The organism is Chryseobacterium viscerum, assembly GCF_025949665.1.
GTDB classification, from domain to species: Bacteria; Bacteroidota; Bacteroidia; order Flavobacteriales; family Weeksellaceae; genus Chryseobacterium; species Chryseobacterium viscerum_A.
In genome coordinates this window covers 184,192-209,019 of sequence record NZ_JAPDFT010000003.1, presented here as the reverse complement: position 1 = coordinate 209,019, position 24,828 = coordinate 184,192, and the positions used below count along the sequence as shown (strand labels likewise).

Genomic DNA, 24,828 nt, shown 5'->3' with positions numbered 1-24,828 from the left:
GGTTTTTGGCAAGGTTTTAATTTTATTTTTAAATAAAAAAGCTGCGGAACTAATCCGCAGCTTGCTAATCTTTATAATATCAAGGATTAATGTCCTTTTTCCTTCATAATTTTGTTCAGTCTTTTTAACATAGAAAGACCTAAAAGTGTAGCAAATATTAACAAACCGAAGTTTACAAGGAAATAATTCGTCTTGTTTTCGTAATTATACCACGTACTTGCCAGGATTCCGGAAAGCTTATTTCCCACAGAGTTGGCCAGGAAGAATCCTCCCATCATCAACGCGGTGATCCTTGCAGGAGAGAGTTTGGATACAAAGGAAAGTCCCATTGGAGACAAACATAATTCCCCGATGGTAATTACTCCATAGCTGGCAACAAGCCATAGAGGAGATACTTTTACAGCTCCGTTATCTCCCGCTACCACTGCTAAAACCATTACCAGGCATGAAAGTCCGGAAATAAATAGTCCTAAAACAATCTTGGTAGGCGTTAAAGGCTCTTTTCCTTTTCTTCTCAACAATGCCCAGAACCCAACGATCACCGGAGTGAGTGCAATAACCCAGAACGGATTGATAGACTGGAATAATTCCGTATTGTATAGGTATACTTTATTCTCAGGGTTCTTCTCAAGAGCAGCACGCTGTTCAGGAGAAATGTTTTTGAAATAAACATCTTTCCCCATTTCTTTCTTAGTCTCTCCGTTATCATCTTTTTGGGAACGGAATTGATTATCGTAAACCGGTGTTTCTTTGTCCTCATAGCTCTTGCCATCCACCATATAAATTCCTTCCAGTGGTTTTTCAAGAGAAGCAGGAACACTTCTGTCCGTATAATAATTCGCCCATCTCGTTAAAGCGGTACCATTCTGTTTGAAAACAGCCCAGAAGAACATACTGATCAGGAAAACAGAAAGTAATGCTCCAATGGAAGCTTTTTCGTCAGGTTTAGCTTTAAAGTAAAGAGAGGCATAAAAGTAAATTACAGGTACACAGGCAAAAATAAAGGCATCTGTACTGTCACTTCCAAAAATGTTGTTAGGAACAAACCAGCCTATTGCTCCGGCAATAATGGCAGGAACAAATACTTTAAGCATAATTTCCGAAAGTTTGGTATCTCCTTCCTGTACAGGTTTCATCTGTGCAGCATGGATATAATGTTTTCTTCCGATAGTAAAAATCACCATACCGATAAGCATTCCCACTCCGGCAGTGATGAAAGCCTCACCCCAGCCAAATTTATTACGCATAAATGCAGCAATAATGTTACAGATAAATGCTCCGATATTAATTCCCATGTAGAAAATATTATACCCGGAATCTTTATTAGCTTTATAAGGTTCCTCAGAATAAAGGTTCCCTAATAGTGTTGAGATAGTAGGTTTAAAGAAACCATTTCCAATAATAATTAATGCCAATGAAGCATAAAACAGAGGCAAATCTTTAAACACACCCATTCCTATATATCCGGCAGCCATTAAAAAGCCTCCCAGATAAATAGATTTAATATATCCTAAAACTCTGTCTGCCAGGAACCCACCAATAAAGGGAGTCAGATAAGTTAAGGCAATGTAAGTTCCGAAAATGTCATCAGCAGTTTTATCCGGAAGCCCAAGTCCGCCTTTCATACCCGTAGGTTCAATAACGTACAGAACAAAGATTCCAAGAATCAGGTAATACCCGAAACGCTCCCACATTTCTGTAAAAAAGAGGAAGGGAAGCCCTTTAGGATGTTTAGTCTTCATATATTCAATTTTCAAATTTCCCAAAAATAGGTTTTTAATTTTAATTGATAAAATAAATAATACTTGCCTAAATGATTAATGAAATAAATAAAAAAGTCCCTTTCAGGAAAACTGAAAGGGACGTTAATTGTTCATAAATCATAATATAATTCTCACCTAAAAACCATTTTGAGATTTTAATACTTGATTTTCTTCTTTTAATTCGTGAATCTTTTGTTTTAGAAAACCAATATAGTCTTGTAAGTTTTCAATTAATGAGTAATTGAGATTTTGTGTGTACTGATATTGAGATGTGTCTTTGAAAGTGGAATTTTTACTACTTACTAGTCTTTCGTCCTCTTCTTTAATCTCAGAAATAGGAACGTTGAGAGCCTCAGCTATTTTCTTCCATTCTTCTTCATGTATCCTTACTTCACCCCGTTCTTTTCTGGAATAATTTGAAGGATCAGTAGATAAAATTCTTGCCATCTTCTCTTGAGAGATGCCTTTGAGTTTCCTTAGGTTTTTTAGTTTTTCTTGCTTCATGATTCTTAATGTCTATTACAAATATGCAAAACATGTACATGTTCTGCAAGAAATTTGCCAAAAAAATGCCTGATCTATTTATCTTATTGGAGGTTTTAATTTATAGTTTTGAAAAGTCAATAATGACACAGAATATTTAATTAAAACATTATGAAAAACAATTCTTTGAAAATGAAGAAAGCAAGTCTATCCAGAAATGAGTTAAGATCACTTAAAGGAGGGAAAATAGGAAACGGAGGAGGAACTTCTATCGGAATCGGTGGTGGTGAAGTAGAGTGTGGTTGCGTACAAGCCGGCTGCGCTGGAGACGGTAGTGCAAGATGCGGAGGAGGATGTTGTAACTAAAAATTAAAAATCGTAATCAGCAATGAAATTTCATTGCTGATTATTTTTAAGTACTTATGAAGAAAAATATTAATATATTAACAAACTATTTAAATCTTGTTGATATCCATATTGATAAGACTGAGTTTGAATACCAATTAAATGGTCATCCGGAATTTCCTAATATTCTGTCTTTTTCCGATACACTACATTTTTTTAATATTGATTGTTCAATTTTTGAAATAGATGAAGAAGATGTTGAGCTGCTACCTAAAAACTTTCTTTCAATCAATGACGGAGATTTTACATTAGAAGACAAAAAAAATTATGATCTCTCAACATCGAATGTTGTTTTATTAGTTGACAAATCAGAAAGTTTTTATAATGAAAAGAAGAAAAATAGCCTCTTTTTATGGAGTATTCTTTTATTAGGTGCTCTCGTATTATCTGTTTTATTATTGGATTTTTCTTTCTTTTATACGGGAATAACATTTTTATCGCTGTCATTTTTAGGAATTTTCCTTTCTTATGAAGCTTATAAAAAAACTCATGGCAAAGGAACAATTATACCTTTAGGGGTATGTCAGAATAAAATGTTGAAAACAGATTGTGATTATGTATTTAATTATAAGAAATGGAAATTTTTTGATATATCTGAGATCTCTTTATTATTCTTTTTCTCTCAAATTATTAGTTTTATAGTTTTAGCTATATATAAAGATCTGAGTTTTTATTATTTTATATACAAATATATATTTTATTTGTTTATACCCATCTCATTTGTTTCATTGTACTACCAGATGATTGTTATTAAAAAGCTATGTCCAGTTTGTATTGGTATTATACTTTGTGTTTATGCTCAACTGGCTCTTTTGCTTTTTTTACCCAATCCATTAGCAAAGATCAATCTATTTTCTATTATTTTGTATGCGTTATTTATTTCGGCATCTGCTTTGTTTCTTCTTTATTTAAAGGAAAAAATAAACTGGAATAGTAAACTGAAAGAAGAGATTATAAAAAGTTCAAGGTTTAAAAAGAATTACACATTCTTTAGAAATAATCTTGCAATTCAAAAGAAAACACTTAATGATGATTTTTTAAGTTCATTTAATTTTGGAACTTCGGATTCCAGTTTAACACTAGTTTTAGTGACAAATCCTTCATGTAAATATTGTAAGGAATTTTATCCTACATTCATGAGGATCATATATAACTACAGTAATAAAATTAATATTCGACTGGTATTAGATGCAGATCTGGATAATTTTTCTGAAGAATTACGTTCCACCTACATAAATATGGCCAGCATTTATGAAAATTCGGAAGATAAAACCACATTTTTTGTAGCTTTGGAAGAGTGGTATAATATAAGAACAGATAAAAATGGGATAGATAAATGGAATAATAAATATTCTCATTTGTTTAAAAATCAAGAAAATGTCATTACTATCTTAAATAATCAGAAAAAATGGAGAAAGATAAATGATATTAATTTTACACCGGATATTTTTATCAATGGTTATCAATACCCTATAGAATATGACAGAGCCGATTTAGAATATTTCTTATCTGAAATGATTGACTAAATTAAACTATGAAAAAACTATTATTTTTATTGTTGGGAACATTCACCTGTTTTGCTCAAAGCAACAGATTTGTATATGATGTTGTATCTAAGAAAGACTCCACTTCAAAAAATCTTATCAAAGAAAATTTTAATCTGGATATTTCTAAAGATGAAATGAAATATTATAATAGAATATATTATATCAATGATTCAATATTTGCGACTAAAAATCAATATGGATTTAAAGGGTATAAACAGACTTCATTTCTGATTAAAAAAAATAATACTAATGAATATCAAAACTATGAATATATAGGAGATGTGAATTTTTATAAAATTGATGGAAAGGCTGAACAGAACTGGAAAATTACTGATAGTATCAAGATAGTTGATGAACTTCATCTTCAAAAGGCAACAACCCAATTTGGAGGAAGAAGTTGGGTAGCATGGTTTTCTAAGGATATCCCCATTCCTTATGGTCCCTATAAATTTAATGGATTACCAGGGCTCATTGTAGAGTTGTATGACATAAAAAAAGATTACCATTTCAAAATTATAAAGAGCGAAAAGATTACAGAGGATTATAAACAGGTTTCGTTAGAAAACTCTATTTCCAGAGCAATTCCCGTTAATCAGGCTAAACTGGATAAATTGAAATTAGAATTATATGAGAGTCCTTTTAAATATATAATGAATGGAAGGCTTGCGCTACCTGAAGGAAAAAAGTTACTGCTTGATGATGGCACTGTTCTCTCCAAAGAACAGTTGAAACCCGCCGAAGCCAACGAAAGAAAAAAAATAAAATCTTTTAATAATCCTATAGAATTGGATAAAGCTGTAAAATATCCTTAACGAATCCCACTAAAAAACCTTTCAGAACTTCTGAAAGGTTTTTTTATTTAGATATAATTATAATCCTTATAAGTTATTCAGGATGAAATCCGTCATTTTCTGATACAGCTGTGGTCTCGTCTGTCCTCCATAGATTCCGTGGTTTTTATCCGGGTAAGCCATGAAATCAAACTGTTTTTTGTTTTGAATCAAAGCTTCAGAGAATTCCATAGAGTTCTGAAAGTGAACATTGTCATCTGCAGTTCCGTGAATCAGAAGGAATTTACCTTTCAATAGGTTTGCATATTCTGTAGGAGAGTTTTTATCATATCCATCAGGGTTTTCCTGAGGAGTTCTCATAAATCTTTCCGTGTATACGGAGTCATAATATCTCCAGTTGGTTACCGGTGCTACAGCAATTCCCATTTTGAAAACATCTGCGCCTTTAGTCATTGCCAGACTGGTCATATAACCACCGAAGCTCCATCCGAACATTCCGATTCTGCTTTTGTCAACATAAGTTTGGTTTCCAAACCACTTCGCTGCAGTGATCTGATCTTCAATCTCATACTTTCCTAAATTCATATACGTTACTTTCTTGTATTTTGCTCCTTTGTACCCGGTTCCACGGCCGTCTACACAAGCTACGATATATCCTTTTTGAACAAGATGATTGAACCACATTGCATTTCCGTTATCCCATGAGTTGGTAACCTGCTGAGAGCCCGGTCCGGAATACTGGAACATAAATAAAGGATACTTTTTATTCGGATCAAAGTTTTTAGGCTTCATAATCCATGCATTCATCTGATCACCAACAGCATTAGGAATGGTGATGAATTCTTTTTCAACAAAATTATCTGTTTTTAATTTCTGTAACTGATCATTGTTGTTCTGAAGTTCTTTTACCGCTTTCCCGTTTCCGTCTTTTAAAACATAAGTGTAAGGTTTTGCTGCTGTAGAAGAAGTTTCAATGAAATAATTATAATTCTTGCTGAAATTGGCAGAATTGTTTCCTTCTGCATTGGAGATCAGCTGAGATTTTCCGTTTTCAATATTTACTTTGGAAACAACCTTATTGATACTTCCTTTTTCAGTAGTCTGAACGAAGATTTCTTTCGATTTTGGATTGAAACCATAATAGTCTGTTACTTCCCAGTTTCCTTTTGTGATCTGCTTTTTAAGCTTACCATCTTTGTCATACCAGTAAAGGTGGCGATTTCCGTCTCTTTCAGAAGCCCAAAGGAAAGAATCATCTTCAAGGAATTCCAGAGTAGGGCTGTCCGTATCGATCCATTTGTCATCCGTTTCAGTAAATAATTTCTGAACTGCCCCTGTTTTGGTATTTACTTTTAAAATATCTGAAGCATTCTGAATTCTCTCAGAAGTAATTAAAACAATTTCATCCGCTTTTGCAGTCTGGAATACATTCGGGATATAGTAGTTTTTGAAAGAACCTAAGTTCAATTGCATTGTTTTCCCGTTATCAAGACGGTAGAGCTGTGCTGAAACCACAGAGTTTTTTTCGCCAGCTTTTGGGTATTTATAGCGCATTTCAGCCGGGTAAAGACTTTTTCCGTAGATGGGAATATAGATTTCCGGTACCTGTCCTTCGTCAGATTTTACAAATACGATTGCATCAGAATTCTTCGTCCATTCATATTGTCTTGCATGTCCGAATTCTTCCTCATAAACCCAATCTGCCAAGCCATTCAGTATTGAATTCTTTTTACCGTCAGTAGTAATCTGTGTGATTTTTCCTGAGTTAAGGTCCTGATAGAATAAATTGTTGTCAGAAATAAATGCCACTTTTGTAGCATCAGGTGAAAATGTGGGCTCCTGAACTGTTTTACCTTCATTGAGGCTGATTACTTTTCCGGATTTTAAATCTTTTACATCGAATTTTCCTAAGAAAGAATGTCTGTAAATAGGCTGGCTTCCTGTCTGTAAAAGGATTTTAGATTCATCATCAGAAAAAATATAGCTTTCAAATCTTCCGTCCACAAGATTTCCTTCTTTCTGTGAAGTTTTATAAGAATATTTTGCAATTCCAGTTGGTTCAATCACAAGATAGTTTTCTCCGTTTTTCATGGAAGTAATTCCTGCGATTCCTTTTCCACGGTAATATCCTGAATATATTTTATCTAAAGTAATATCCTGTGCTGATACATTTTGGAATATAGCAGCAACAGTAAGAGTTAATAGGAGTTTTTTCATTTTCAATTTTAATGATTCCAAATTTAATAATTCTTACTTACATAACCATATAAAATACAAAATCAGGACTTGCTATCCTGATTTTGTATTTTAATTAAGCTTCATGCCTTGTTCCCGGATCTTCTGTTTCCGGCGGATAATAGCCTTCAGGAACACAGAAAGGGTATTAAAAAATATTCATTAATGAAATTTGTTAAAAAAGGCAATTTGGCAAAAAAATTGAATATATAATAAGTATAAATCAAATCAAATGATAATTATGGAAACGAATGCATACAACCAGAAACTGAACCGTTATGTATTAAACGATCAGATTGTTTATACAGGTTTTTCCAGTTTTAATGACGCAGAAGAGTGCGCTCATAAAAAAGGAGGAACATTGGTGGAAGTAGTGTTTAGAGATGGGAATGATAACCCTGAAATTACTGATGAAGCAGGTTTGATAGAGAAAAAAATTCATTACCATGTGTATGCAGGCGATGAATACAAATTTATTCACTCCTCAGATCCGGGATTCAGAAAATATGCGGATGAACTGCAGAAAATTAAAGCAAGAAATGATAAAACCAGCCCGGATGAGCGGTATTTTGCCAATTTTGAAATTGAAAATATAGAAGACCCGATTATTGTGATCAAAAATGATCATTTTGAATCGGTAACATCGAGAGAGCGTTCAAAGTATTTGAAACATGCCTGTGTTTATGAATTAGGGGTTTCCCTACCAAAATCTTAAAAAAATCAGATCATGAGCAAAACGAAATATTCAGACAAAGCTCAGGACAAAGTAGGAAAAGTAATGCACGAATTCAAGGAAGGAAAACTGAAATCTTCCTCCGGAAAGAAAGTGACAGACAGAAAACAAGCCATAGCCATCAGTATTTCTGAAGCAAGAGAAAAAGGACTAAAAGTACCTGCAAAGAAAAAGTAAATAAACCATAAAAAAGCCCGGAAATTTTCCAGGCTTTTTATGAGATGTAGAATTTTGTATTCTCTCTATTTCGCTTCATTATAAAGCACTCTGTAATATTCATCTGCCATCCTGTCGCTGTTGAAATGATCTTTCACATCATTCATTGCATTATGCTGGATTTTTCTCCATTGGTCAGGATGATCATAATAGGTGGGAAGAATTTCGTTTTCAAGGATTTCATATAATTTGTTTAAATCATAATTGTCCTGTTCATAAATGCTCATATTCATATAATCTGCTTTCGGAACGACGAAAGAGTTTTCTCTGTGTTTGGCAAATTCCGGGATCCAGCCATCATCAGTGGATAAATTCACTGAACCATTCATAGCAGCGGTCATACCGGACGTTCCTGAAGCTTCTCTAGGAACTCTGGGATTGTTAAGCCATAGATCTGAACCTTGTTTTAACGATTTACTTAAAGAAAGTTCATACCCGGTAAGAACAGCTATACTTTTATGATTTTTACTTTCTTCAACCAAAGTATTGAATGTGGAAATAGCAGAGTAATCCATTGGGTAAGGTTTTCCTGCCCAAATGATCTGCACCGGATATTTCGGATTGTTCAGAAGCCTGTAAAACCTTTCTTTATCATGTAAAAGAAGTTCCGCTCTTTTGTAGCCTGCAAATCTTCTGGCCCAGACAATGGTAAAGATATTAGGGTTAAATAAATTTCCTGTTTGATCTGCAACAATACTGAACAGTTTTTTCTTTAAATACTTTTTACGGTAATCGAAAACGGTTGCATCATTTTCGTCTTTGGCGTTGTACAAAGGTTTATCAGACCAATATTTAAATTCCTGCGCATTCGTGATAGATGTAATTTCACAGATATCGGGATATTTATTCCACATGGCTCTGGAAACCACACCATGAAGCTGAGAAACTCCATTGGCAATTCTGGCCATCCTTAATGCACAAAGAGAATGGTTGAAACGGTCATCATCTGAACCTTCAATCTTTTTTACTTTTTCCATGCTGTAGCCGGAGAAATAGGACATATCGTAACATAATCTGAAACTATGTTTTTCATTTCCTGCTTCTTCAGGAGTATGCGTGGTGAAAACCAGCTTTTCCTTCACTTTATTGAGGTCACCGTTATATTTTTTCAACAGGTAAAAGGCTGCAGGAAGTCCATGAGCTTCGTTAAGGTGGTAAACATCTCTTTCAATATTCAATTCATCCAATAGCTTGGCTCCTCCTTTTCCTAATAAAATATATTGAGCAAGTTTGGTAGACTCATTGGCGTCATATAATTTGTGACAGATTGTTTTGGAAACGTGGTCATTTTCCGGAACATCTGTGGAAAGAAAAAACATAGGTGCCGTATTGAAAGTTTCAGGATCAAGGTACCATACTTTTACCCAAACCGGAGCACTGTGGATTTCGATTTGAAATTTTATTCCGGTGTCTTCCAGAAAGCTGTACATTTTTCTCGTCCATACGGGCTGTAAAGTCTGATCATGATTTCTTGCCTGATCATAATAACCAAATTTCCACAGAATGCCGATTCCTATAAGGTCCTGCTTAAGGTTATAAGCACTTCTCATATGAGATCCTGCGAGAAAGCCAAGTCCTCCCGAATATATTTTAAGTACTTGCTCAAGAGCAAACTCCATCGAGAAATAGGCGGTTTTTTTGGAATATTGAGGATTGATATTGTAGGGTATTCTGAAATTCCTAAAATCCATAAATGTGCGTTTGTGTTAGAAAAAGACAAAGGTATTAATTATGAAAATAAACTTTACATTAATTAACAGATAATTTAATTTTAAAACTAGGCGTTGAATTGTTTTTTTACTTACCTTTAAGTGTGTAAAATTTTGATTATCAAAAACTTTTAACGATGAAAGCCCATGGCCGCATGTGTTCTTAATTAAATAAAAATATCACACATGAAAAAGACGTTTTCTGAGGAAGATCTGATAAAGAATCTGAGCTTATATTACCTGAACAGGCATTTGAAAAAAAAGCCCATGGAAAAGTATCACCGTACCATAGACGAATCTCCGCTTCATGATCGTGAAAAATACAGAAAGAAATCTGAGATTCTTCTTCTCAATTCCTTTATGCATCATTTCCCCGATGTTAAATTTGAAAACCTTACCTGCGAAAGTCCGGACTTTATCGCAAAGCTAAACGACAAAAAAATCGGAATAGAACTGACTGAAGTAATCAACCATCTGGAAATGAAGAAAGTGGAAAGTACTTTGAACAAGATGTTCCGTCAGGCAGAAATATTATTAGAACAGGAAGACACTACGAAATATCGTGGTGTTTATTTTTTAGAATTCCACCCGGAAACTAAATTTGATAATCTTGAAATACAGCAGGAAAATATCATTAATATCTATAAAAGCATCAAAAGAAATAAAACTGTGGGCTGTGTAAAAAGCATAAGAAAATCTTTTCACCGTAGAAATGTCTTCATCACCCACGAATACAACATGAACCTTTTTGATGAACTCTGCTCGGAAAAAATACTGGAACTCATTGAAAAGAAAAATGAAAAATTTCCTTACTATGATACCTCGGTGGATGAATGCTGGCTGGTGATTGTATCAGATATGAATTCTATTGCTTCAAGATATACCTTTATTCAGGATAAAGAACATTTAACAGAAGTGAAAAGCCCTTTCCACAAAATATTTCACCTCGAAAACCTGTGTGGTAATATTACAAGTATAAAATAAAATTTTGTGTTTGGTTATTTTTTTCTTTAATCTAAAATAATATGAATAATATTGAATTATTTAGGGTTTTAATTTAAAATAGTTTAAAATTATCTGGATTTTATTGTTTGTAATTAAAATATGGGTATATTTGGTGTACGTTGAATATCAATACGATGTATAACTAATAAACCATAAAAACATGTAATCTATGAGAAAATTTTTACTTTTTATACTTCTATGCATCTCTCATACTTATTATTCTCAGGCAGATTGTGCTACCGCATTGTCCGTTTGCGGAAACTCAAATATCACTTATAGTCCCACGGGATATGGTAATATAAAAGAATTAGTAAACTCCGGAAGTTGTATAGACTTTACCGGAGAGCACAATTCTATCTGGTACAAAATTACGATTGCTACTGGAGGTACCCTTACTTTTGATCTGGTTCCGAATAATCCGGATGCCGATTATGACTGGGCAATTTTTGGCCCTAATGTAACCTGTGGAAGCTTAGGCTCACCAATACGTTGTAATGCAGCAACAGTTATCGGGCCTGGTCCTGCTACAGGATTAAATATGACAAGCACTCTTTTAAGTGCTGCCGGAGGTTCTCTGACTCCTTACTGCAGATATATGGATGTTTTACCAGGACAAACGTATTATTTGTTTATTGATAACTGGGTAAGCAGTACCAGCTCTACAACCGCTCCGTTTTCTTTGACATGGGGTGGAACTGCTACACTGGCTTCACCGTTTACAGACCCTAATATCCAGACGCAGCCGTTTAATCCTCCTGGAATTCCGGCGGCTAATCCTGCCGATCCAAGAGAAGTGGTAATATGCTCAAGTACAGCTCTGTTTGATTTTTCTACACTGTCTGCAGGAATTCTTAATGGAAATCAAAACTTTAATGTAAGTTATCATCTGAGTCAGAATGATGCTTTAACGGGGAATAATCCTATTACAGCTCCTATTACAGTAAATACAACTACTGTTTACTATTACAGTATCAATTATACCGATCCTACCAATGCCACCAATCCGCTTAATAAATGTAAACAGGTTGGAACGTTTAAATTCAAAGACGGTTCTATTACGGTTAAAAATGCAACATTAACCCAATGTAACAATAATAATGCAGGTACAGCTTTATTTGATTTAACCACAGCAGATGTCATTGGAAACCCGAATGTCACTAAAAAATATTATCATACGATGGCAGACCTCAATGCCGGAGTCAATGAGATTACTACCCCTATGGCATTTGTCTCTGCAGAAGGGATTATTTATGTAAAAGTCATCTCTGAATTTGGATGTACCGCGGTTGCACAGATCACTTTGAAGTTTTATCCGGTAGTCGTTGTGAATGAAGCGACATTAAGATCATGTTTCATAGAGGGTAATCCATTCACTGCATCTTTCAATCTTGTAAATGCTTCAGTAACAGGTCAGACGAATCCTACCAAAAAATATTATCCTTCAATGACGGATGCTGTCAATCAGACTAACGAGATTCTGAATGCCAATAATTATATTGCCCCTAATGGATTTGTATATGTAAGAGTTTCCAATGCTCAGGGATGCTATACAGTAGCCAGAATTACCTTAGTAGTTATTGAGCCGGTATATTCTGCTACTCTTAAAGATGTAACCATTTGTGCAGAAGATCAGGCCACGTTGGATGCAGGTGCAGGATTCAAAAGTTATGAATGGAGTACAGGAGCCACTACCCAAACGATCAAAGCAGGAATTGGTGTATATTGGGTAAAACTTAAAACCGGAGAATGTATTGCAACACAAACGGTAAAAGTACTCCCTTCTGAACAGCCGGTTGTTTCCGGAATTGATATCTCGAATAATACAATTACTGTATCTGTAATAGGAGGGAATCCGGCATATAAATATTCAATAGACAATATCATTTGGCAGGACTCCAATATTTTTAATAACCTTTCGAGAGGTGATCATAAAGTATATGTAAAAGATGCTTATGATTGTGATCCTATAGAAATAGGAATTGTTGTTCCTAATTTAATCAATGTAATTACTCCTAATGCAGATGGAATAAATGATGTGATTGACTATTCTGCATTGGCCAATAAGCAAAACCTGATCATGAATGTTTTTGACCGTTATGGAAACAAAATTTTCCAGGCAGACAGATCAAATGGTTATAAATGGGATGGTACCCAGGGAGGAAGAAGAGTACCTACCGGAACTTACTGGTATTCTATTACATGGAATGAAAATGATAAAAATAATACAGCAATCAAATTTACAGGTTGGGTATTGGTAAAAAACAGAGAATAACAATAAATATAATACATAGATAAAACCACTTCAAACGAAGTGGTTTTTATTTTTAAAAGTTTTTAAATTAGTTATCAAAATAGAAAAAATGAAAGATCTGTTTGTAAAACGTTTTGAATATTATAAATCCCTGGGAGATAAGACATTTGATCAGCTTACTGATAAACAGATGTTCTGGCAGTATAATGAGGAGAGTAATTCTATTGCCGTCATTGTGAAACATATTGCAGGAAATATGCTTTCAAGATGGACCAATTTTCTGACTGAAGACGGAGAAAAATCATGGCGTAACCGAGATGGAGAGTTTGTCAATACATTTACTACAAAAGAACAGGTACTGGATTTTTGGGAAAAAGGATGGAAATGTTTTTTTGATGCTCTTGAAAAGATAAATGATGATAATATGTATTCAACAACTTATATCAGAGGGGAAGCTCACCCGGTTATAGATGCGGTTCTCCGCCAGCTGGCTCACTATCCCTACCATATTGGTCAGATGGTTTATATCGCGAAGATGATAAAAAATGAAGATTGGAATACACTGTCTATTGCCCGAAACCGTTCTCAGGAGTTTAATACAGAAATGAAAACTAAGTTTTTAAGCAGTGAACAGGATACCAATTCGTCCCCCGTCTGCTTTCAAAACAGTCCTGAAGTAAGGGATGAATATAAACAATAGATTGAATCAATCTTGGATTCTTATTAAAATTACTATCTTTGCACCCATAAAATTCAGGAGTAACAAATGTCTACTTTTCATAGAACTGCCGCGTTTCATACACTTGGCTGCAAATTGAACTTTGCAGAAACATCTACTATTGCCCGTCAATTAACAGATGCAGGTTATGATAAGGTAAGTTTTGATGATAAAGCGAATGTGTATGTTATCAATACATGTTCCGTGACAGAAAATGCTGACCGTGAGTGTAAAATGCACGTAAAAAGAGCAATGAAAGCCAATCCGGAAGGGCTGGTCGTTATTGTTGGGTGCTATGCGCAATTGAAACCTGAAGAAATTTCACAAATTGAAGGTGTTGACCTTGTTTTAGGAGCAAAAGAAAAATTCAATATTCTAAGCTACCTTGACGATTTAGAGAAATCTGAGAGTGAAGGAGTAGTTCACTCATGTGAAATTGAAGAAACAGACTTCTTTATCGGAAGTTATTCTATTGGAGACAGAACAAGAGCTTTTCTGAAAGTACAGGATGGCTGTGACTATAAATGTACCTATTGTACGATCCCGTTAGCAAGAGGAATCTCTCGTTCCGATACTATTGAAAACGTTCTCAGAAATGCCACAGAAATTGCTGCAAAAGACATCAAAGAAATTGTTCTTACAGGGGTGAATATCGGTGATTATGGTAAAGGAGAATTCGGAAATAAAAGACACGAGCATACTTTCCTTGATCTTATTTCAGAACTGGATAAAGTAGAAGGGATTGAAAGAATCCGTATATCTTCTATTGAACCCAACCTTTTGAAAGATGAAAGTATTGAACTGGTTTCTAAAAGTAAAAGCTTTGTTCCACATTTTCACATCCCGTTACAGTCCGGAAGCGATGATCTCTTGAAAAAGATGAAACGCCGTTACCTGACAAAATTGTATAATGACAGAGTAAATAAGATCCGCGAGGTTATGCCCCATGCGGCTATTGGTGTAGATGTTATTGTAGGGTTTCCGGGAGAAACAGAGGAGAAATTTATGGAAACTTATAATTTCCTTAATGAACTTCCTATTACTTATCTTCACGTATTTACTTATTCTGAAAGAGAAAATACAGAGGCTGCTGCAATGGAAGGTGTTGTTCCGGTAGCTGAAAGAAAAAAACGTAATAAAATGCTTAGAATTCTTTCTGAAAAGAAGAAAATGGCATTCTATCAGACACAACTTGGAAAATCGCTTCCTGTTCTTTGGGAGCACGAAAATAAAGACGGGAAAATGTTTGGCTTCACAGAAAACTATGTGAGAGTTCAGAAAGACTTTGATCCTGCATCAGTAAACAAAATCGAATTTCTAAATTTAGAAAAAATCCTGTCAGATGGCACGGTTTCAGTGCAATCTTCCTACCAAAATTTTTTAGCAAAAGCATAGGCTCTTTGCAAAATTTCCACTAAATTTATTTTTAAACTTTAAATACTACATTCATGAGAGATAAGTTTTTATCTTGGGGAATTGTATTAGTAGTTGCTACATGGATTATAGCACTGCTGATCAGAACGCATTACTGGATACCAACGCTGTTATCCGCAATCTATGCATTAGGTGTATACAATGCTTACCAGTCGAAACATGCTATTTTGAGGAACTTTCCTGTATTGGGATACTTCAGGTATTTTTTCGAGAGTATTTCACCTGAAATGCAGCAATACTTTATTGAGAGGGAGACAGACGGGAAACCATTTCCAAGAAATCAGCGTTCTGCGGTATACAGACGTGCAAAAAATTTAAGTGATACCGTAGCTTTTGGTACACAGCTGGAGGTGAATCACAGAAAATACGAAGGGATCAAGCATTCTATTTATGCAAAATCACCATCAGAAGAACTTCCGAGAGTATGGGTAGGAGGAGAGCAATGTACACAGCCTTATCACGCTTCTTTATTTAATATCTCAGCTATGAGTTTCGGGGCATTGAGCGACAGAGCTCAGATTTCCCTGAACAGAGGCGCCAAAAAAGGAAACTTTTATCACAATACAGGAGAAGGAGGAATTTCACCCCACCATATGGAAGGAGGTGATTTATGCTGGCAGATCGGAACAGGATACTTTGGATGTCGTGATGAAGAAGGAAAGTTCAATCCGGAGCTTTTTGAAAAATATGCTACACTTCCTAATGTTAAAATGGTGGAAATTAAATTATCACAGGGAGCAAAACCAGGACATGGAGGAGTGCTTCCGGGGGTAAAGAATACTCCGGAAATTGCAGCGATCCGTCATGTAACACCAGGAATGACTGTTATTTCACCACCATCACACACATCATTCTCTGATGCTGCAGGATTGCTGAGGTTTGTACAGCAGCTTAGAGAGCTTTCAGGAGGAAAACCTGTAGGATTTAAGCTTTGTATAGGAGATACCAAAGAATTTGAAGATGTTTGTGTGCAAATGAATGTATTGAAGATTTATCCTGACTTTATTACCATAGACGGAGCTGAAGGAGGAACAGGAGCGGCACCACCAGAATTCTCAGATGGAGTAGGAATGCCATTAGAACCGGCTTTGATATTTGTGAACAGAACACTTAATAACTATAATTTAAGAAATAAATTAAGAGTTATTGCAAGTGGTAAGGTTCTTACGAGCTTAGATATTCTTAGAGCTGTTGCAATGGGAGCAGATATGTGTAATAATGCCAGAGGATTTATGTTCTCTTTAGGATGTATCCAGGCATTGAGATGTAACTCAAACAACTGTCCTACAGGAGTTGCTACACAGGATAAAATGCTTATTAAAGGACTTGATGTAACGGATAAGGCAGAAAGAGTATACCATTTCCATAAAAATACACTTCATACCTGCAACGAACTGATTGCCGCAGCGGGAAGAAGTTCTTATGAAGAAGTAGATGCTACCATGTTTATGAGAGGAGATGAATTTGACCACCTTGCAGACCTTTACTTTCCAGATATTTTAGGAAATGTGAAACAGAAGGCAAGAACCTAATTCTGATAACCGTATAGATATAAATAAACCCCACAATAATCATTGTGGGGTTTTTATTATTTTATTTAAACTTTTATGTTTGTTTTTATGGTCTTGTTGATTTGCCATACACCTGGAAGTTGAAAACAAATGTTTTGTTTCTCAACGAGATCACCTGGCCGTAACCTGGGTAATTGTATGGGAAATAAGGATCTCTTGCAAAAGCAGCTCTTGAAGGAACAATAATTACTCCTTGTAAATTATATGGTGATCCGCTAGAGTAGTCTTTGAATGCTTTAAATTTCTGCAAAGCTTCACTAAACCCTTCAATCTCATAGTAACTTCTTTTTTTTGCAGCATCAGTAGTTGCATTTTCGATCAATGGATCTTTTTTACCCTCTACATCAGAAATATAGTAGAATTTAGGATCAATTGCAGGAATTCCGGTTCCGTTTATTGTATTCATGAAATCTGTAGCAGCAGTAAATGAAGATTTTCCATCTGTATTAATTGCTAGATAAGTAGTAGCTTTCATCATTACAGTAAGAATATCGGTGCTTGTAATTGTCTGTTCCGGGGTGGGATTAACAGGCTGTGCTCCCGTTCTCATGATATAAATAGTTCCTGAAGGAAGTGTTACAGGATTCAGCTCAGATAATTTCTTTTCATTGTCGTCCGCAGTATCCGTAGAACTGAAAGCCTTTATATTACCTTGTGCATCCAGATAATTCTCATCCATGAACTTCTTAATGGCTTGATCATCATACGTGTTTTGTGTAGTAACGTCTTCCGGTTCCACATAGGGTGACACATCATCATCTTTCTTACAAGCAGAAAAACACAAAGATCCTGCAAGGATATATAAAAATATTTTTTTCATTTCAAAAAACTTTAATTACTTTACAAATAATATAACGGCAAAAGTATAAAAAATTATGAGAATAGATAAATTTTTATGGAGCATTCGTTTTTATAAGACGAGAAGTATTGCAGCAGAGGAGATTAAAAAGAACAGAGTTTCTATAGGAACGTCTGCCGTAAAGTCATCTAAAGAGGTAAAAGAAGGAGATACTATTAAAATCCGTAAGAATCAGATTGATTATAAAATAAAAGTAATTCAGATTCCTAAAAGCAGAATAGGAGCCAAATTGGTGTCACTTCATATCCAGGACGTGACAGATAAAGAACAATATGAACTGCTGAAACTTCGCAAAATGTCGCAAGACTATTACAGAAATAAAGGAGAAGGAAGACCTACGAAGAAGGATAGGAGGGAGATGGATGACTACGTGGGAAATGATATTGACTCTGATTTTACAGACTGGGATGATTTCTTTGGAGAGACAGGTAATGAAGATGAAAAAGAAGATTAATATAAAAGTAAAAAAGCTCTAGAGATAGAGCTTTTCTATTATTTCGTTGACAATATCTTCCGGTTCTCTGGAATCTGTACCTACAGTGAATTGTGCTTTACTGTAAAACTGATTCCTTTCAAATAAATGTTTAGCAATGAATTCCGGGAGATCTTCATCAGATATATTGGCAATCAACGGTCTTTTTTCTTTCTGTTTTGAAAGCCTTTCAACCAATGTTCCTACAGAGCTTCTTAAAAAAACACTTTTGGAATTATGATTGATGATCTCCATATTATTGTAATAAACAGGAGTTCCTCCGCCAAGACTTAAAACTACATTTTCTTCCGAAGCCAATATCTCTTCCAGGGCCTCTCTTTCCAGCTTTCTAAAGTAAATCTCACCCTTCTTTTCAAAAATTTCCGGGATGGTTAATTTATTTCTTCTGGAAATCTCTTTATCGAGATCAATCAATTTAAAATCGATTTTTTCGCTTAATATTTTGGAAATGTGAGATTTGCCACTTCCCATGTATCCGATCAATGAAATTACCATGAATTTTTTTTAAACAAATTTGCGAAAAAGTTTTGAGATAAAGAAAAAAGTCATATCTTTGCACCACTTAAAACAAGGGACATTACTTAAATGAAAACTTGATAAGTAAGTGACCGACTCGGTAGCTCAGCTGGTAGAGCAATACACTTTTAATGTATGGGTCCTGGGTTCGAATCCCAGCCGGGTCACAAGCAATAAAAATTACTGAATTTTGTAATTTTATTGCCTGCGTGGTGAAATTGGTAGACACGCCATCTTGAGGGGGTGGTTTCCTAAGGATGTGCTGGTTCGAGTCCAGTCGCAGGCACTGCAAAGAAAAATTTATAATTAATATTGAAATTTATTTCATTTTAATTGTGGCCGACTCGGTAGCTCAGCTGGTAGAGCAATACACTTTTAATGTATGGGTCCTGGGTTCGAATCCCAGCCGGGTCACAAGTTTACTGAAAAGTAAATTTTTTTCATATTAATATTTTGTGATTTGGTGTTTCAAAGGCTTCCTTCAGGAGGCCTTTGATTTTTGTATTTAATCATCTAATGATGTCTGCGGGAATTTCATAATGGGTTTTGAATTCTTTGCCTGTTATTTCTTACAGTAGAAAGTGAAATATTATAAATATTGTAACAGAGATATTCTTTGTTATATTATTCTTCTCTCCCGTAATTATTTAGTTAATTCTTATTACAATAAATCAAAAAACTCTGACGTCGCCATCAGAGTTCTTGTTTTATAAAGAATACATGTATGTTATATTAATCCAACTGCATGTTGTCTATTAATCTTACGCCATCTACAACTACTACAATAAAGGCCCTGAATTTTCTGTCCTTATAGAAGAAATCAGTTTCCTGTAGAGTGTTTTCATCGGCAATCAGAAAATATTCAAGCTTCATTCCCTGCTGGTTGTCGAAAATATCTGTTACCCTTTCCTTTATTTCTGGTATTGTAACGGTTCTGAACCAGTTGTTTACTTTTTTTAACGTTTCATAAATGACTTTAGAAGCTTCTTTTCGGTCTTCATGAAGTCTCTGGTTTCTTGAGCTTAATGCCAATCCGTTTTCTGCTCTGTAGATAGGAACTCCTGATATCTTAACGGGAAGATGTTTTTTATCTACCATCTTTTTAATAATAGCAAGCTGCTGAAAATCTTTTTCTCCAAAATAAGCATGATCGGGCTGTATCTGTTTGAAAAGTTCTTCTACAACAGTTCCTACACCATCAAAATGTCCCGGTCTGGATTTTCCTTCCATCTCATTTTCCAATCCATCAAAATCATAGTGCTGGCTTTCAGTCTTCTCCGGGTAGATATCTGCTACCTCAGGGATATAAACAGCATCTACAAGTCCTGAATTTTGAAGAATAAGAATATCTCTGTTAACATCCCTTGGGTATTTTTCAAGATCTTCAGAATTGTTAAATTGGGTTGGATTTACAAAAATTGAAGAAATAACAAGGTCATTTTCTTTTCTTGCCTCTTCATACAGAGAAAGATGGCCCTTATGTAAAGCCCCCATTGTAGGTGCAAAGCCAATTCTTTTCCCCATTTCTTTCTGTCTTTCAATGAAATCCTGAAGGACCTTCCTGTTTTTTATAACTTCCATAGTTTATTTTAATGCTATTTCAAAAATAGTAAAAATATCGTATAATAATATGCACTTTTAATAATTTGGAAAAGGGAATTTTCGTAAAAAAATGTTAATTAAAATAATGTTGGATGTTTTTTTGTAATTTTGCACATTAAAGCATTTTTACAAAAATTAGATAGAAAGTTTATGCCGAATCAAAAAATACTGTACATTACTACAGAGATGTATCCATATCAGGAAGATACCAATATGGCTGCAGTGGTAAACAAAATGGCACTTAAGATGCACAATGAAGGCAATGATGTAAGAGTTTTTATGCCAAGATTTGGACAAATAAGTGAGAGGAAATTCCAGCTTCATGAGGTGATCCGTCTTTCAGGAATGAATATTATTATCAATGACCTGGACCAGCCTCTTATCATTAAAGTAGCGTCTCTTCCGGGGGAAAGACTTCAGGTTTACTTTATTGACAACGAAGAATACTTCAAAAGAAAACAATACTATTTTGACGATGAAGGAAATCCTTTCGAAGACAACGACGAAAGAGCTATTTTCTTTGCCAGAGGAGTTATTGAAACCATTAAGAAGCTGAATTGGGTACCAGACGTAATCCATTTGAATGGATGGATGGCTTCTTTTGTCCCAATTTATCTTAAAACTTACTACGAATCAGATACTTATTTCAAAGACGCGAAAATTGTACTTTCTCTTTACAATGAGAAAGATGCGGACTTGGATAAAAAGATCGACGAAAAACTACAGTTTGATAATATTTCAGGATTAAAAGCGTTAGATAACCCAACAATTAAAAGTTTTGTTATCGAAAGTATGAACTATGTAAATGCTGTTGTGAAAGGTGACGAGTTTCTGGATGAAGACCTGGATAAGGCTTTCAATGAAACCGCTACTGAGAAGTCGGAATATCTTGACATAGATTCTATAAATCAACTTTATTAAAAACACATTTTTAATGACTCATAATCTTAAAAGGACCTTCGCCATGCTTTTATTGGCGATTTTCGGAAGTACAATCCTTTATAACTGTGAACCGGATCCGGATTCTCTTGGTGAACAGTTGTTCAATGATGATGCAGCACAAGGTAATGAAATTGCATATCCAGTTATCGCATACAATTATAACAACAATGATTCAATCAGAAGTGATGCTGCCAGATTAATCAGCGGACTGAGCGAAACGGGGGCAGTCTCTACTGTTGGTGTTCTTGGAGCTTTTACTGAAAGTCAGTTTGGAATGCAGAGAGCCTCTTATGTTACTCAGCTAAGAATGCCGGTTGATAATTATGACTTTAATGGTGCCAATCCAAAAGTAGACTCCGTTGTTCTTGTAGTGAGACCACCAGCGAATACTGCTTCTAATACCTATTTCTTTGAAAGTGACTCCATAAAAACAAATACATTTGAGAAAAGTGATTTTCCGGTAGATGGAGTGGCTACAGCCGTTTCAATTGAGAAGAAAACTTATCCTGTTCGTAAATACGGTAAAATAGGAGGGGCTTCAAAATCAATGAAAATCAATGTACACGAAGTAACTACGTTCTTAGATTCAAATGATGATAAGTTCAAACGTTCCAATGCGGGTACGAGTATAAGTACTGGTGAGTTATTAGGATCAGGAGTGTTTGATGGTAACATTAATTCTATATCTGTTACCAAGAAATCCGATAATTCAGTTGTATTTACAGGAAACCTTGGATTCAGAATGAAACTAAGCAATACAAACTTTTTCCAGACTCATATCCTTGATAAAAAAGGAAAACCTGAACTTCAGGATGCTTCTAACTTTATCAGATATTTCAAAGGGATAAAGATTTCTGTGGACGAAACTGATAGATATCTTTACCAGTTCTCTCCAAATGACCTTCAGCTTATCATGTATTATAAATATGATAAAACAGAGAACGGGAATACAACAAGGCCACAAACAAATCTTGCTTTCAACTTAGGAGGTGCTAGTGCTCATATCGGACTGTATGAATATAACAATGCCGGGACTCCTGCGGCCAATGCAGTAGCAGCAAGTAATTCTTCTGTAGGTGATGAAAAGCTTTATATTCAGGGAATGGGTGGTCCTTCTGTAGTAATGAAAATTAAAGATGAGACAATTGCAGACCTTAGGAAGATCTATGTTGAAAAGAAAGCAGGTATTTTAAGTGCTAAGATAAGAGTATATGTAGATCCTTTAAGCTGGAAGAATACCAACTCAACAGAAGATCGTAGATTTACAATTCTAACCAATACATTAAATAGTAATGGTACTATTGATTTCTCCAAATTAGCTTATACATCAGACTTATCAACAGGACTTGGTTTATATAACTACAACAAGGATAAAGATTACTATGATATTATAGTAACAAAAACAATCAAGGATCTTGTTGAAGAAAAAAAGGAAACAGTTAATGGACAAGATGTGCCAATTGTTAATAAACCATTAGTGATCGGTGCAGGAACATTCGCTGCAAATGCTACAGGAACCCTTTTAGGAGTTCGTAATACAACAAGAGCTTTTGATATGAACAGAATTATTCTGACAGGTATAGATAAAGCGAATACCAATCCAAAAAGAATCCAGCTGTTGGTGACTTATGCGACGAAAAAATAGAATACAATAAATACAAAATACACTAGACAAAATATAATATGTGCGGAATAGTAGGATATACAGGTTTTCAAGACGCTTACGAAATTGTAATTAATGGTCTTAGAAGATTAGAATATAGAGGGTATGACAGTGCCGGAATTGTTTTAGAAGGTTCAAACAATAAACTTGAAGTAGAAAAAACAAAAGGCAAGGTTGAGGATTTGGTGAATATTTCGAAAGAATTAAAAGGGAAATATAAAATTGGAATGGGGCACACGCGTTGGGCTACCCACGGAGTTCCAAGCGATAGAAACTCCCATCCGCACTTGTCAAACAATGGAAAAATAGCAGTTGTACATAATGGTATTATTGAAAACTATGATACTATTAAAACAATGCTTACGGAAAAAGGATTTACTTTCAAATCAGAAACTGATACAGAAGTATTGGTAAACCTTTTCCAGTATTTTATGGATATTAATCCTGAAACTGATTTCCCGACTGCAGTAAGATATGCATTGAATGAAGTATATGGAGCCTATGCAATCACTGTACTTCATGAAGATTATCCTGGAGTATTGGTGGTAGGAAGATTAGGTTCTCCTCTTGCTATCGGAATCGGAGATAAAGAATATTTTATTGCATCTGATGCTTCTCCTTTCGTAGAATTTACAAAAGAAGCTATTTACCTTGAAGAAGGGCATATGGCAACAATCTCTCTTGAAAATGGAGTAGATATCAGAACCATTAATGAAAACTCTAAAATTGAGCCGGAAATTCAGGAGCTTAAAATGAGCCTTGAGCAGATCGAAAAAGGTGGATACGAGCATTTCATGCTTAAAGAAATCTTTGAACAGCCTAAGTCTGTACACGATACAATGAGAGGAAGACTTCTTGTAGATGAAGGAGTGATTAAAATGGCAGGGATCTGGGATCATGTTGAAAAGTTTAAAAATGCCAACAGAATCATCATTATTGCTTGTGGTACTTCATGGCATGCTGGTCTTATCGGAGAATATCTTATAGAAGAATATGCAAGAATTCCTGTTGAAGTAGAATACGCATCAGAATTCAGATACAGAAATCCAATCATTACGGATAAAGATGTGGTGATTGCCATTTCTCAGTCCGGAGAAACAGCGGATACGATGGCTGCTTTAAAACTGGCAAAAGAAAAAGGTGCATTTATATATGGTATATGTAATGTTGTAGATTCTTCAATTGCAAGAATTACTGATGCCGGTTCGTATACGCATGCCGGTCCTGAAATCGGGGTTGCTTCTACAAAAGCATTTACAGCACAGCTTACTATTCTTACTTTAATCGCATTTAAATTAGGAAAACACAACGGAAACTTAGGAAACGCTGAATTTATGAGCTTAATTGCTGAGCTTGATGCTATCCCTAAGAAAATTGAAGAAGTGTTGAGTACGACCCATGAGCTGACTCAAAATATTGCAAAAGATTTTGTGAAAGCTACAAACTTCCTTTATTTAGGAAGAGGATACAATTATCCGGCTGCCCTTGAGGGAGCATTAAAATTAAAAGAAATTTCTTACATCCATGCAGAAGGATACCCGGCTGCAGAAATGAAGCACGGTCCAATTGCCCTGATCGATGAAAACATGCCAATTGTAATTATAGCACCTAAAAAAGGCCACTATGATAAAATTGTAAGTAACGTTCAGGAAATTAAAGCGAGAAAAGGTAAAATTATCGCTGTAGTGAATAAAGGAGACCGTCAGGTGAGTGAAATGGCAGATTATGTTATTGAAATCCCTGAAACTTCAGAATGTTTCTCACCAATCGTTGCTTCCGTACCTCTGCAACTGCTTGCTTATTATATTGCAGTATATAGAGGGGCAAACGTAGATCAACCGAGAAACCTTGCAAAATCTGTTACCGTGGAATAAAAAGTAGTTGTAAATAAA

The 24,828-nt window shown here is 35.1% G+C and carries 21 protein-coding genes and 3 tRNA genes; 17 read left to right on the top strand and 7 right to left on the bottom strand.

Going from position 1 to position 24,828, the window contains the following annotated elements:
* Positions 1–86: 86 nt before the first annotated feature.
* Both OL225_RS17740 and OL225_RS17735 read right to left on the bottom strand, forming a co-directional pair.
* Entirely contained in the window at positions 87–1,742 is a 1,656-nt protein-coding gene (locus OL225_RS17740) for a peptide MFS transporter (protein WP_047377894.1), read from the bottom strand.
* A gap of 156 nt (positions 1,743–1,898) precedes the next feature.
* Positions 1,899–2,267, bottom strand: a complete 369-nt coding sequence (locus OL225_RS17735) for a helix-turn-helix domain-containing protein (RefSeq protein WP_047377838.1) — start codon at positions 2,265–2,267, stop codon at positions 1,899–1,901.
* A gap of 150 nt (positions 2,268–2,417) precedes the next feature.
* Between OL225_RS17735 and OL225_RS17730 the strand changes: the two genes are divergently transcribed.
* From OL225_RS17730 to OL225_RS17720, 3 genes are read left to right on the top strand one after another with little or no spacing between them, the layout of a single operon-like run.
* Positions 2,418–2,612 carry a hypothetical protein gene (locus OL225_RS17730; RefSeq protein ID WP_047377839.1) on the top strand — a complete coding sequence of 65 codons (195 nt, stop codon included), beginning with the start codon at positions 2,418–2,420 and terminating at the stop codon, positions 2,610–2,612.
* A gap of 56 nt (positions 2,613–2,668) precedes the next feature.
* Complete coding sequence (locus OL225_RS17725; protein WP_264519105.1) at positions 2,669–4,177, top strand: thioredoxin domain-containing protein; 1,509 nt, start codon at positions 2,669–2,671, stop codon at positions 4,175–4,177.
* A gap of 8 nt (positions 4,178–4,185) precedes the next feature.
* Positions 4,186–5,010, top strand: coding sequence for a GLPGLI family protein (locus OL225_RS17720; protein WP_047377841.1), 825 nt, complete (start codon positions 4,186–4,188; stop codon positions 5,008–5,010).
* Positions 5,011–5,076: 66 nt separating this feature from the next.
* Here OL225_RS17720 and OL225_RS17715 read toward each other — a convergent pair whose 3' ends face one another.
* Entirely contained in the window at positions 5,077–7,206 is a 2,130-nt protein-coding gene (locus OL225_RS17715) for a S9 family peptidase (protein WP_264519104.1), read from the bottom strand.
* A 259-nt stretch (positions 7,207–7,465) separates the two neighbouring features.
* Between OL225_RS17715 and OL225_RS17710 the strand changes: the two genes are divergently transcribed.
* Positions 7,466–7,939 carry a hypothetical protein gene (locus OL225_RS17710; RefSeq protein ID WP_047377895.1) on the top strand — a complete coding sequence of 158 codons (474 nt, stop codon included), beginning with the start codon at positions 7,466–7,468 and terminating at the stop codon, positions 7,937–7,939.
* A gap of 12 nt (positions 7,940–7,951) precedes the next feature.
* Positions 7,952–8,134 carry a DUF6496 domain-containing protein gene (locus OL225_RS17705; protein ID WP_264519103.1) on the top strand — a complete coding sequence of 61 codons (183 nt, stop codon included), beginning with the start codon at positions 7,952–7,954 and terminating at the stop codon, positions 8,132–8,134.
* 65 nt (positions 8,135–8,199) lie between these two features.
* Here OL225_RS17705 and glgP read toward each other — a convergent pair whose 3' ends face one another.
* The gene (gene glgP / locus OL225_RS17700; RefSeq protein WP_264519102.1) at positions 8,200–9,864 is read right to left on the bottom strand and encodes an alpha-glucan family phosphorylase; all 1,665 of its coding nucleotides are present in this window, start codon (positions 9,862–9,864) and stop codon (positions 8,200–8,202) included.
* Positions 9,865–10,068: 204 nt separating this feature from the next.
* Between glgP and OL225_RS17695 the strand changes: the two genes are divergently transcribed.
* The 5 genes from OL225_RS17695 (at position 10,069) to OL225_RS17675 (ending at position 16,822) form a co-directional block, all read left to right on the top strand.
* Positions 10,069–10,866 carry a hypothetical protein gene (locus OL225_RS17695; protein ID WP_047377845.1) on the top strand — a complete coding sequence of 266 codons (798 nt, stop codon included), beginning with the start codon at positions 10,069–10,071 and terminating at the stop codon, positions 10,864–10,866.
* Between the two features lie 190 nt (positions 10,867–11,056).
* Complete coding sequence (locus OL225_RS17690; RefSeq protein WP_264519101.1) at positions 11,057–13,159, top strand: T9SS type B sorting domain-containing protein; 2,103 nt, start codon at positions 11,057–11,059, stop codon at positions 13,157–13,159.
* An 88-nt stretch (positions 13,160–13,247) separates the two neighbouring features.
* Positions 13,248–13,838, top strand: coding sequence for a DUF1572 domain-containing protein (locus tag OL225_RS17685; protein ID WP_264519100.1), 591 nt, complete (start codon positions 13,248–13,250; stop codon positions 13,836–13,838).
* A gap of 66 nt (positions 13,839–13,904) precedes the next feature.
* Positions 13,905–15,251, top strand: a complete 1,347-nt coding sequence (mtaB, locus tag OL225_RS17680; protein ID WP_264519099.1) for a tRNA (N(6)-L-threonylcarbamoyladenosine(37)-C(2))-methylthiotransferase MtaB — start codon at positions 13,905–13,907, stop codon at positions 15,249–15,251.
* Between the two features lie 53 nt (positions 15,252–15,304).
* On the top strand, positions 15,305–16,822 hold the full coding sequence (locus OL225_RS17675; protein WP_047377849.1) for an FMN-binding glutamate synthase family protein: 1,518 nt from the start codon (positions 15,305–15,307) through the stop codon (positions 16,820–16,822).
* A gap of 85 nt (positions 16,823–16,907) precedes the next feature.
* On the opposite strand, the gene OL225_RS17670 is transcribed toward OL225_RS17675, so the two are convergent.
* Entirely contained in the window at positions 16,908–17,681 is a 774-nt protein-coding gene (locus tag OL225_RS17670; protein ID WP_264519098.1) for a hypothetical protein, read from the bottom strand.
* A gap of 55 nt (positions 17,682–17,736) precedes the next feature.
* Between OL225_RS17670 and OL225_RS17665 the strand changes: the two genes are divergently transcribed.
* Positions 17,737–18,174, top strand: a complete 438-nt coding sequence (locus OL225_RS17665) for an RNA-binding S4 domain-containing protein (RefSeq protein ID WP_047377851.1) — start codon at positions 17,737–17,739, stop codon at positions 18,172–18,174.
* Positions 18,175–18,192: 18 nt separating this feature from the next.
* Here OL225_RS17665 and OL225_RS17660 read toward each other — a convergent pair whose 3' ends face one another.
* Positions 18,193–18,708, bottom strand: coding sequence for a shikimate kinase (locus tag OL225_RS17660; protein ID WP_047377852.1), 516 nt, complete (start codon positions 18,706–18,708; stop codon positions 18,193–18,195).
* Between the two features lie 115 nt (positions 18,709–18,823).
* On the opposite strand from OL225_RS17660, the gene OL225_RS17655 reads away from it, so the two are divergent.
* From OL225_RS17655 to OL225_RS17645, 3 genes are all read left to right on the top strand, one after another.
* Positions 18,824–18,896, top strand: a tRNA-Lys gene (locus tag OL225_RS17655).
* Between the two features lie 36 nt (positions 18,897–18,932).
* A tRNA-Leu gene (locus tag OL225_RS17650) sits at positions 18,933–19,015 on the top strand.
* Positions 19,016–19,070: 55 nt separating this feature from the next.
* Positions 19,071–19,143: transfer RNA gene (locus OL225_RS17645), tRNA-Lys, on the top strand.
* 318 nt (positions 19,144–19,461) lie between these two features.
* Here OL225_RS17645 and panC read toward each other — a convergent pair.
* Entirely contained in the window at positions 19,462–20,310 is an 849-nt protein-coding gene (panC, locus tag OL225_RS17640) for a pantoate--beta-alanine ligase (protein ID WP_264519097.1), read from the bottom strand.
* A 171-nt stretch (positions 20,311–20,481) separates the two neighbouring features.
* Between panC and OL225_RS17635 the strand changes: the two genes are divergently transcribed.
* From OL225_RS17635 to glmS, 3 genes are read left to right on the top strand one after another with little or no spacing between them, the layout of a single operon-like run.
* Positions 20,482–21,252: a glycogen/starch synthase gene (locus OL225_RS17635; protein ID WP_047377854.1), complete on the top strand. Its 771-nt coding sequence runs from the start codon at positions 20,482–20,484 to the stop codon at positions 21,250–21,252.
* 13 nt (positions 21,253–21,265) lie between these two features.
* Complete coding sequence (locus OL225_RS17630; RefSeq protein ID WP_264519096.1) at positions 21,266–22,918, top strand: DUF4270 domain-containing protein; 1,653 nt, start codon at positions 21,266–21,268, stop codon at positions 22,916–22,918.
* A gap of 38 nt (positions 22,919–22,956) precedes the next feature.
* Positions 22,957–24,810, top strand: a complete 1,854-nt coding sequence (glmS, locus tag OL225_RS17625) for a glutamine--fructose-6-phosphate transaminase (isomerizing) (protein ID WP_047377856.1) — start codon at positions 22,957–22,959, stop codon at positions 24,808–24,810.
* The last annotated feature ends 18 nt before the right edge of the window (positions 24,811–24,828 follow it).

Excerpts from the sequence above, each read along its gene's own strand:
- OL225_RS17735 (WP_047377838.1), bottom strand. The coding sequence starts at position 2,267 with ATGAAGCAAGAAAAACTAAAAAACCTAAGGAAACTCAAAGGCATCTCT.
- OL225_RS17635 (WP_047377854.1), top strand. The coding sequence starts at position 20,482 with ATGCCGAATCAAAAAATACTGTACATTACTACAGAGATGTATCCATAT.
- OL225_RS17685 (WP_264519100.1), top strand. The coding sequence starts at position 13,248 with ATGAAAGATCTGTTTGTAAAACGTTTTGAATATTATAAATCCCTGGGA.
- OL225_RS17660 (WP_047377852.1), bottom strand. The coding sequence starts at position 18,708 with ATGGTAATTTCATTGATCGGATACATGGGAAGTGGCAAATCTCACATT.
- OL225_RS17690 (WP_264519101.1), top strand. The coding sequence starts at position 11,057 with ATGAGAAAATTTTTACTTTTTATACTTCTATGCATCTCTCATACTTAT.
- OL225_RS17740 (WP_047377894.1), bottom strand. The coding sequence starts at position 1,742 with ATGAAGACTAAACATCCTAAAGGGCTTCCCTTCCTCTTTTTTACAGAA.
- panC (WP_264519097.1), bottom strand. The coding sequence starts at position 20,310 with ATGGAAGTTATAAAAAACAGGAAGGTCCTTCAGGATTTCATTGAAAGA.
- OL225_RS17720 (WP_047377841.1), top strand. The coding sequence starts at position 4,186 with ATGAAAAAACTATTATTTTTATTGTTGGGAACATTCACCTGTTTTGCT.
- glmS (WP_047377856.1), top strand. The coding sequence starts at position 22,957 with ATGTGCGGAATAGTAGGATATACAGGTTTTCAAGACGCTTACGAAATT.
- OL225_RS17725 (WP_264519105.1), top strand. The coding sequence starts at position 2,669 with ATGAAGAAAAATATTAATATATTAACAAACTATTTAAATCTTGTTGAT.
- OL225_RS17665 (WP_047377851.1), top strand. The coding sequence starts at position 17,737 with ATGAGAATAGATAAATTTTTATGGAGCATTCGTTTTTATAAGACGAGA.
- OL225_RS17675 (WP_047377849.1), top strand. The coding sequence starts at position 15,305 with ATGAGAGATAAGTTTTTATCTTGGGGAATTGTATTAGTAGTTGCTACA.
- OL225_RS17710 (WP_047377895.1), top strand. The coding sequence starts at position 7,466 with ATGGAAACGAATGCATACAACCAGAAACTGAACCGTTATGTATTAAAC.
- glgP (WP_264519102.1), bottom strand. The coding sequence starts at position 9,864 with ATGGATTTTAGGAATTTCAGAATACCCTACAATATCAATCCTCAATAT.
- OL225_RS17730 (WP_047377839.1), top strand. The coding sequence starts at position 2,418 with ATGAAAAACAATTCTTTGAAAATGAAGAAAGCAAGTCTATCCAGAAAT.
- OL225_RS17695 (WP_047377845.1), top strand. The coding sequence starts at position 10,069 with ATGAAAAAGACGTTTTCTGAGGAAGATCTGATAAAGAATCTGAGCTTA.
- OL225_RS17705 (WP_264519103.1), top strand. The coding sequence starts at position 7,952 with ATGAGCAAAACGAAATATTCAGACAAAGCTCAGGACAAAGTAGGAAAA.
- mtaB (WP_264519099.1), top strand. The coding sequence starts at position 13,905 with ATGTCTACTTTTCATAGAACTGCCGCGTTTCATACACTTGGCTGCAAA.
- OL225_RS17670 (WP_264519098.1), bottom strand. The coding sequence starts at position 17,681 with ATGAAAAAAATATTTTTATATATCCTTGCAGGATCTTTGTGTTTTTCT.
- OL225_RS17715 (WP_264519104.1), bottom strand. The coding sequence starts at position 7,206 with ATGAAAAAACTCCTATTAACTCTTACTGTTGCTGCTATATTCCAAAAT.
- OL225_RS17630 (WP_264519096.1), top strand. The coding sequence starts at position 21,266 with ATGACTCATAATCTTAAAAGGACCTTCGCCATGCTTTTATTGGCGATT.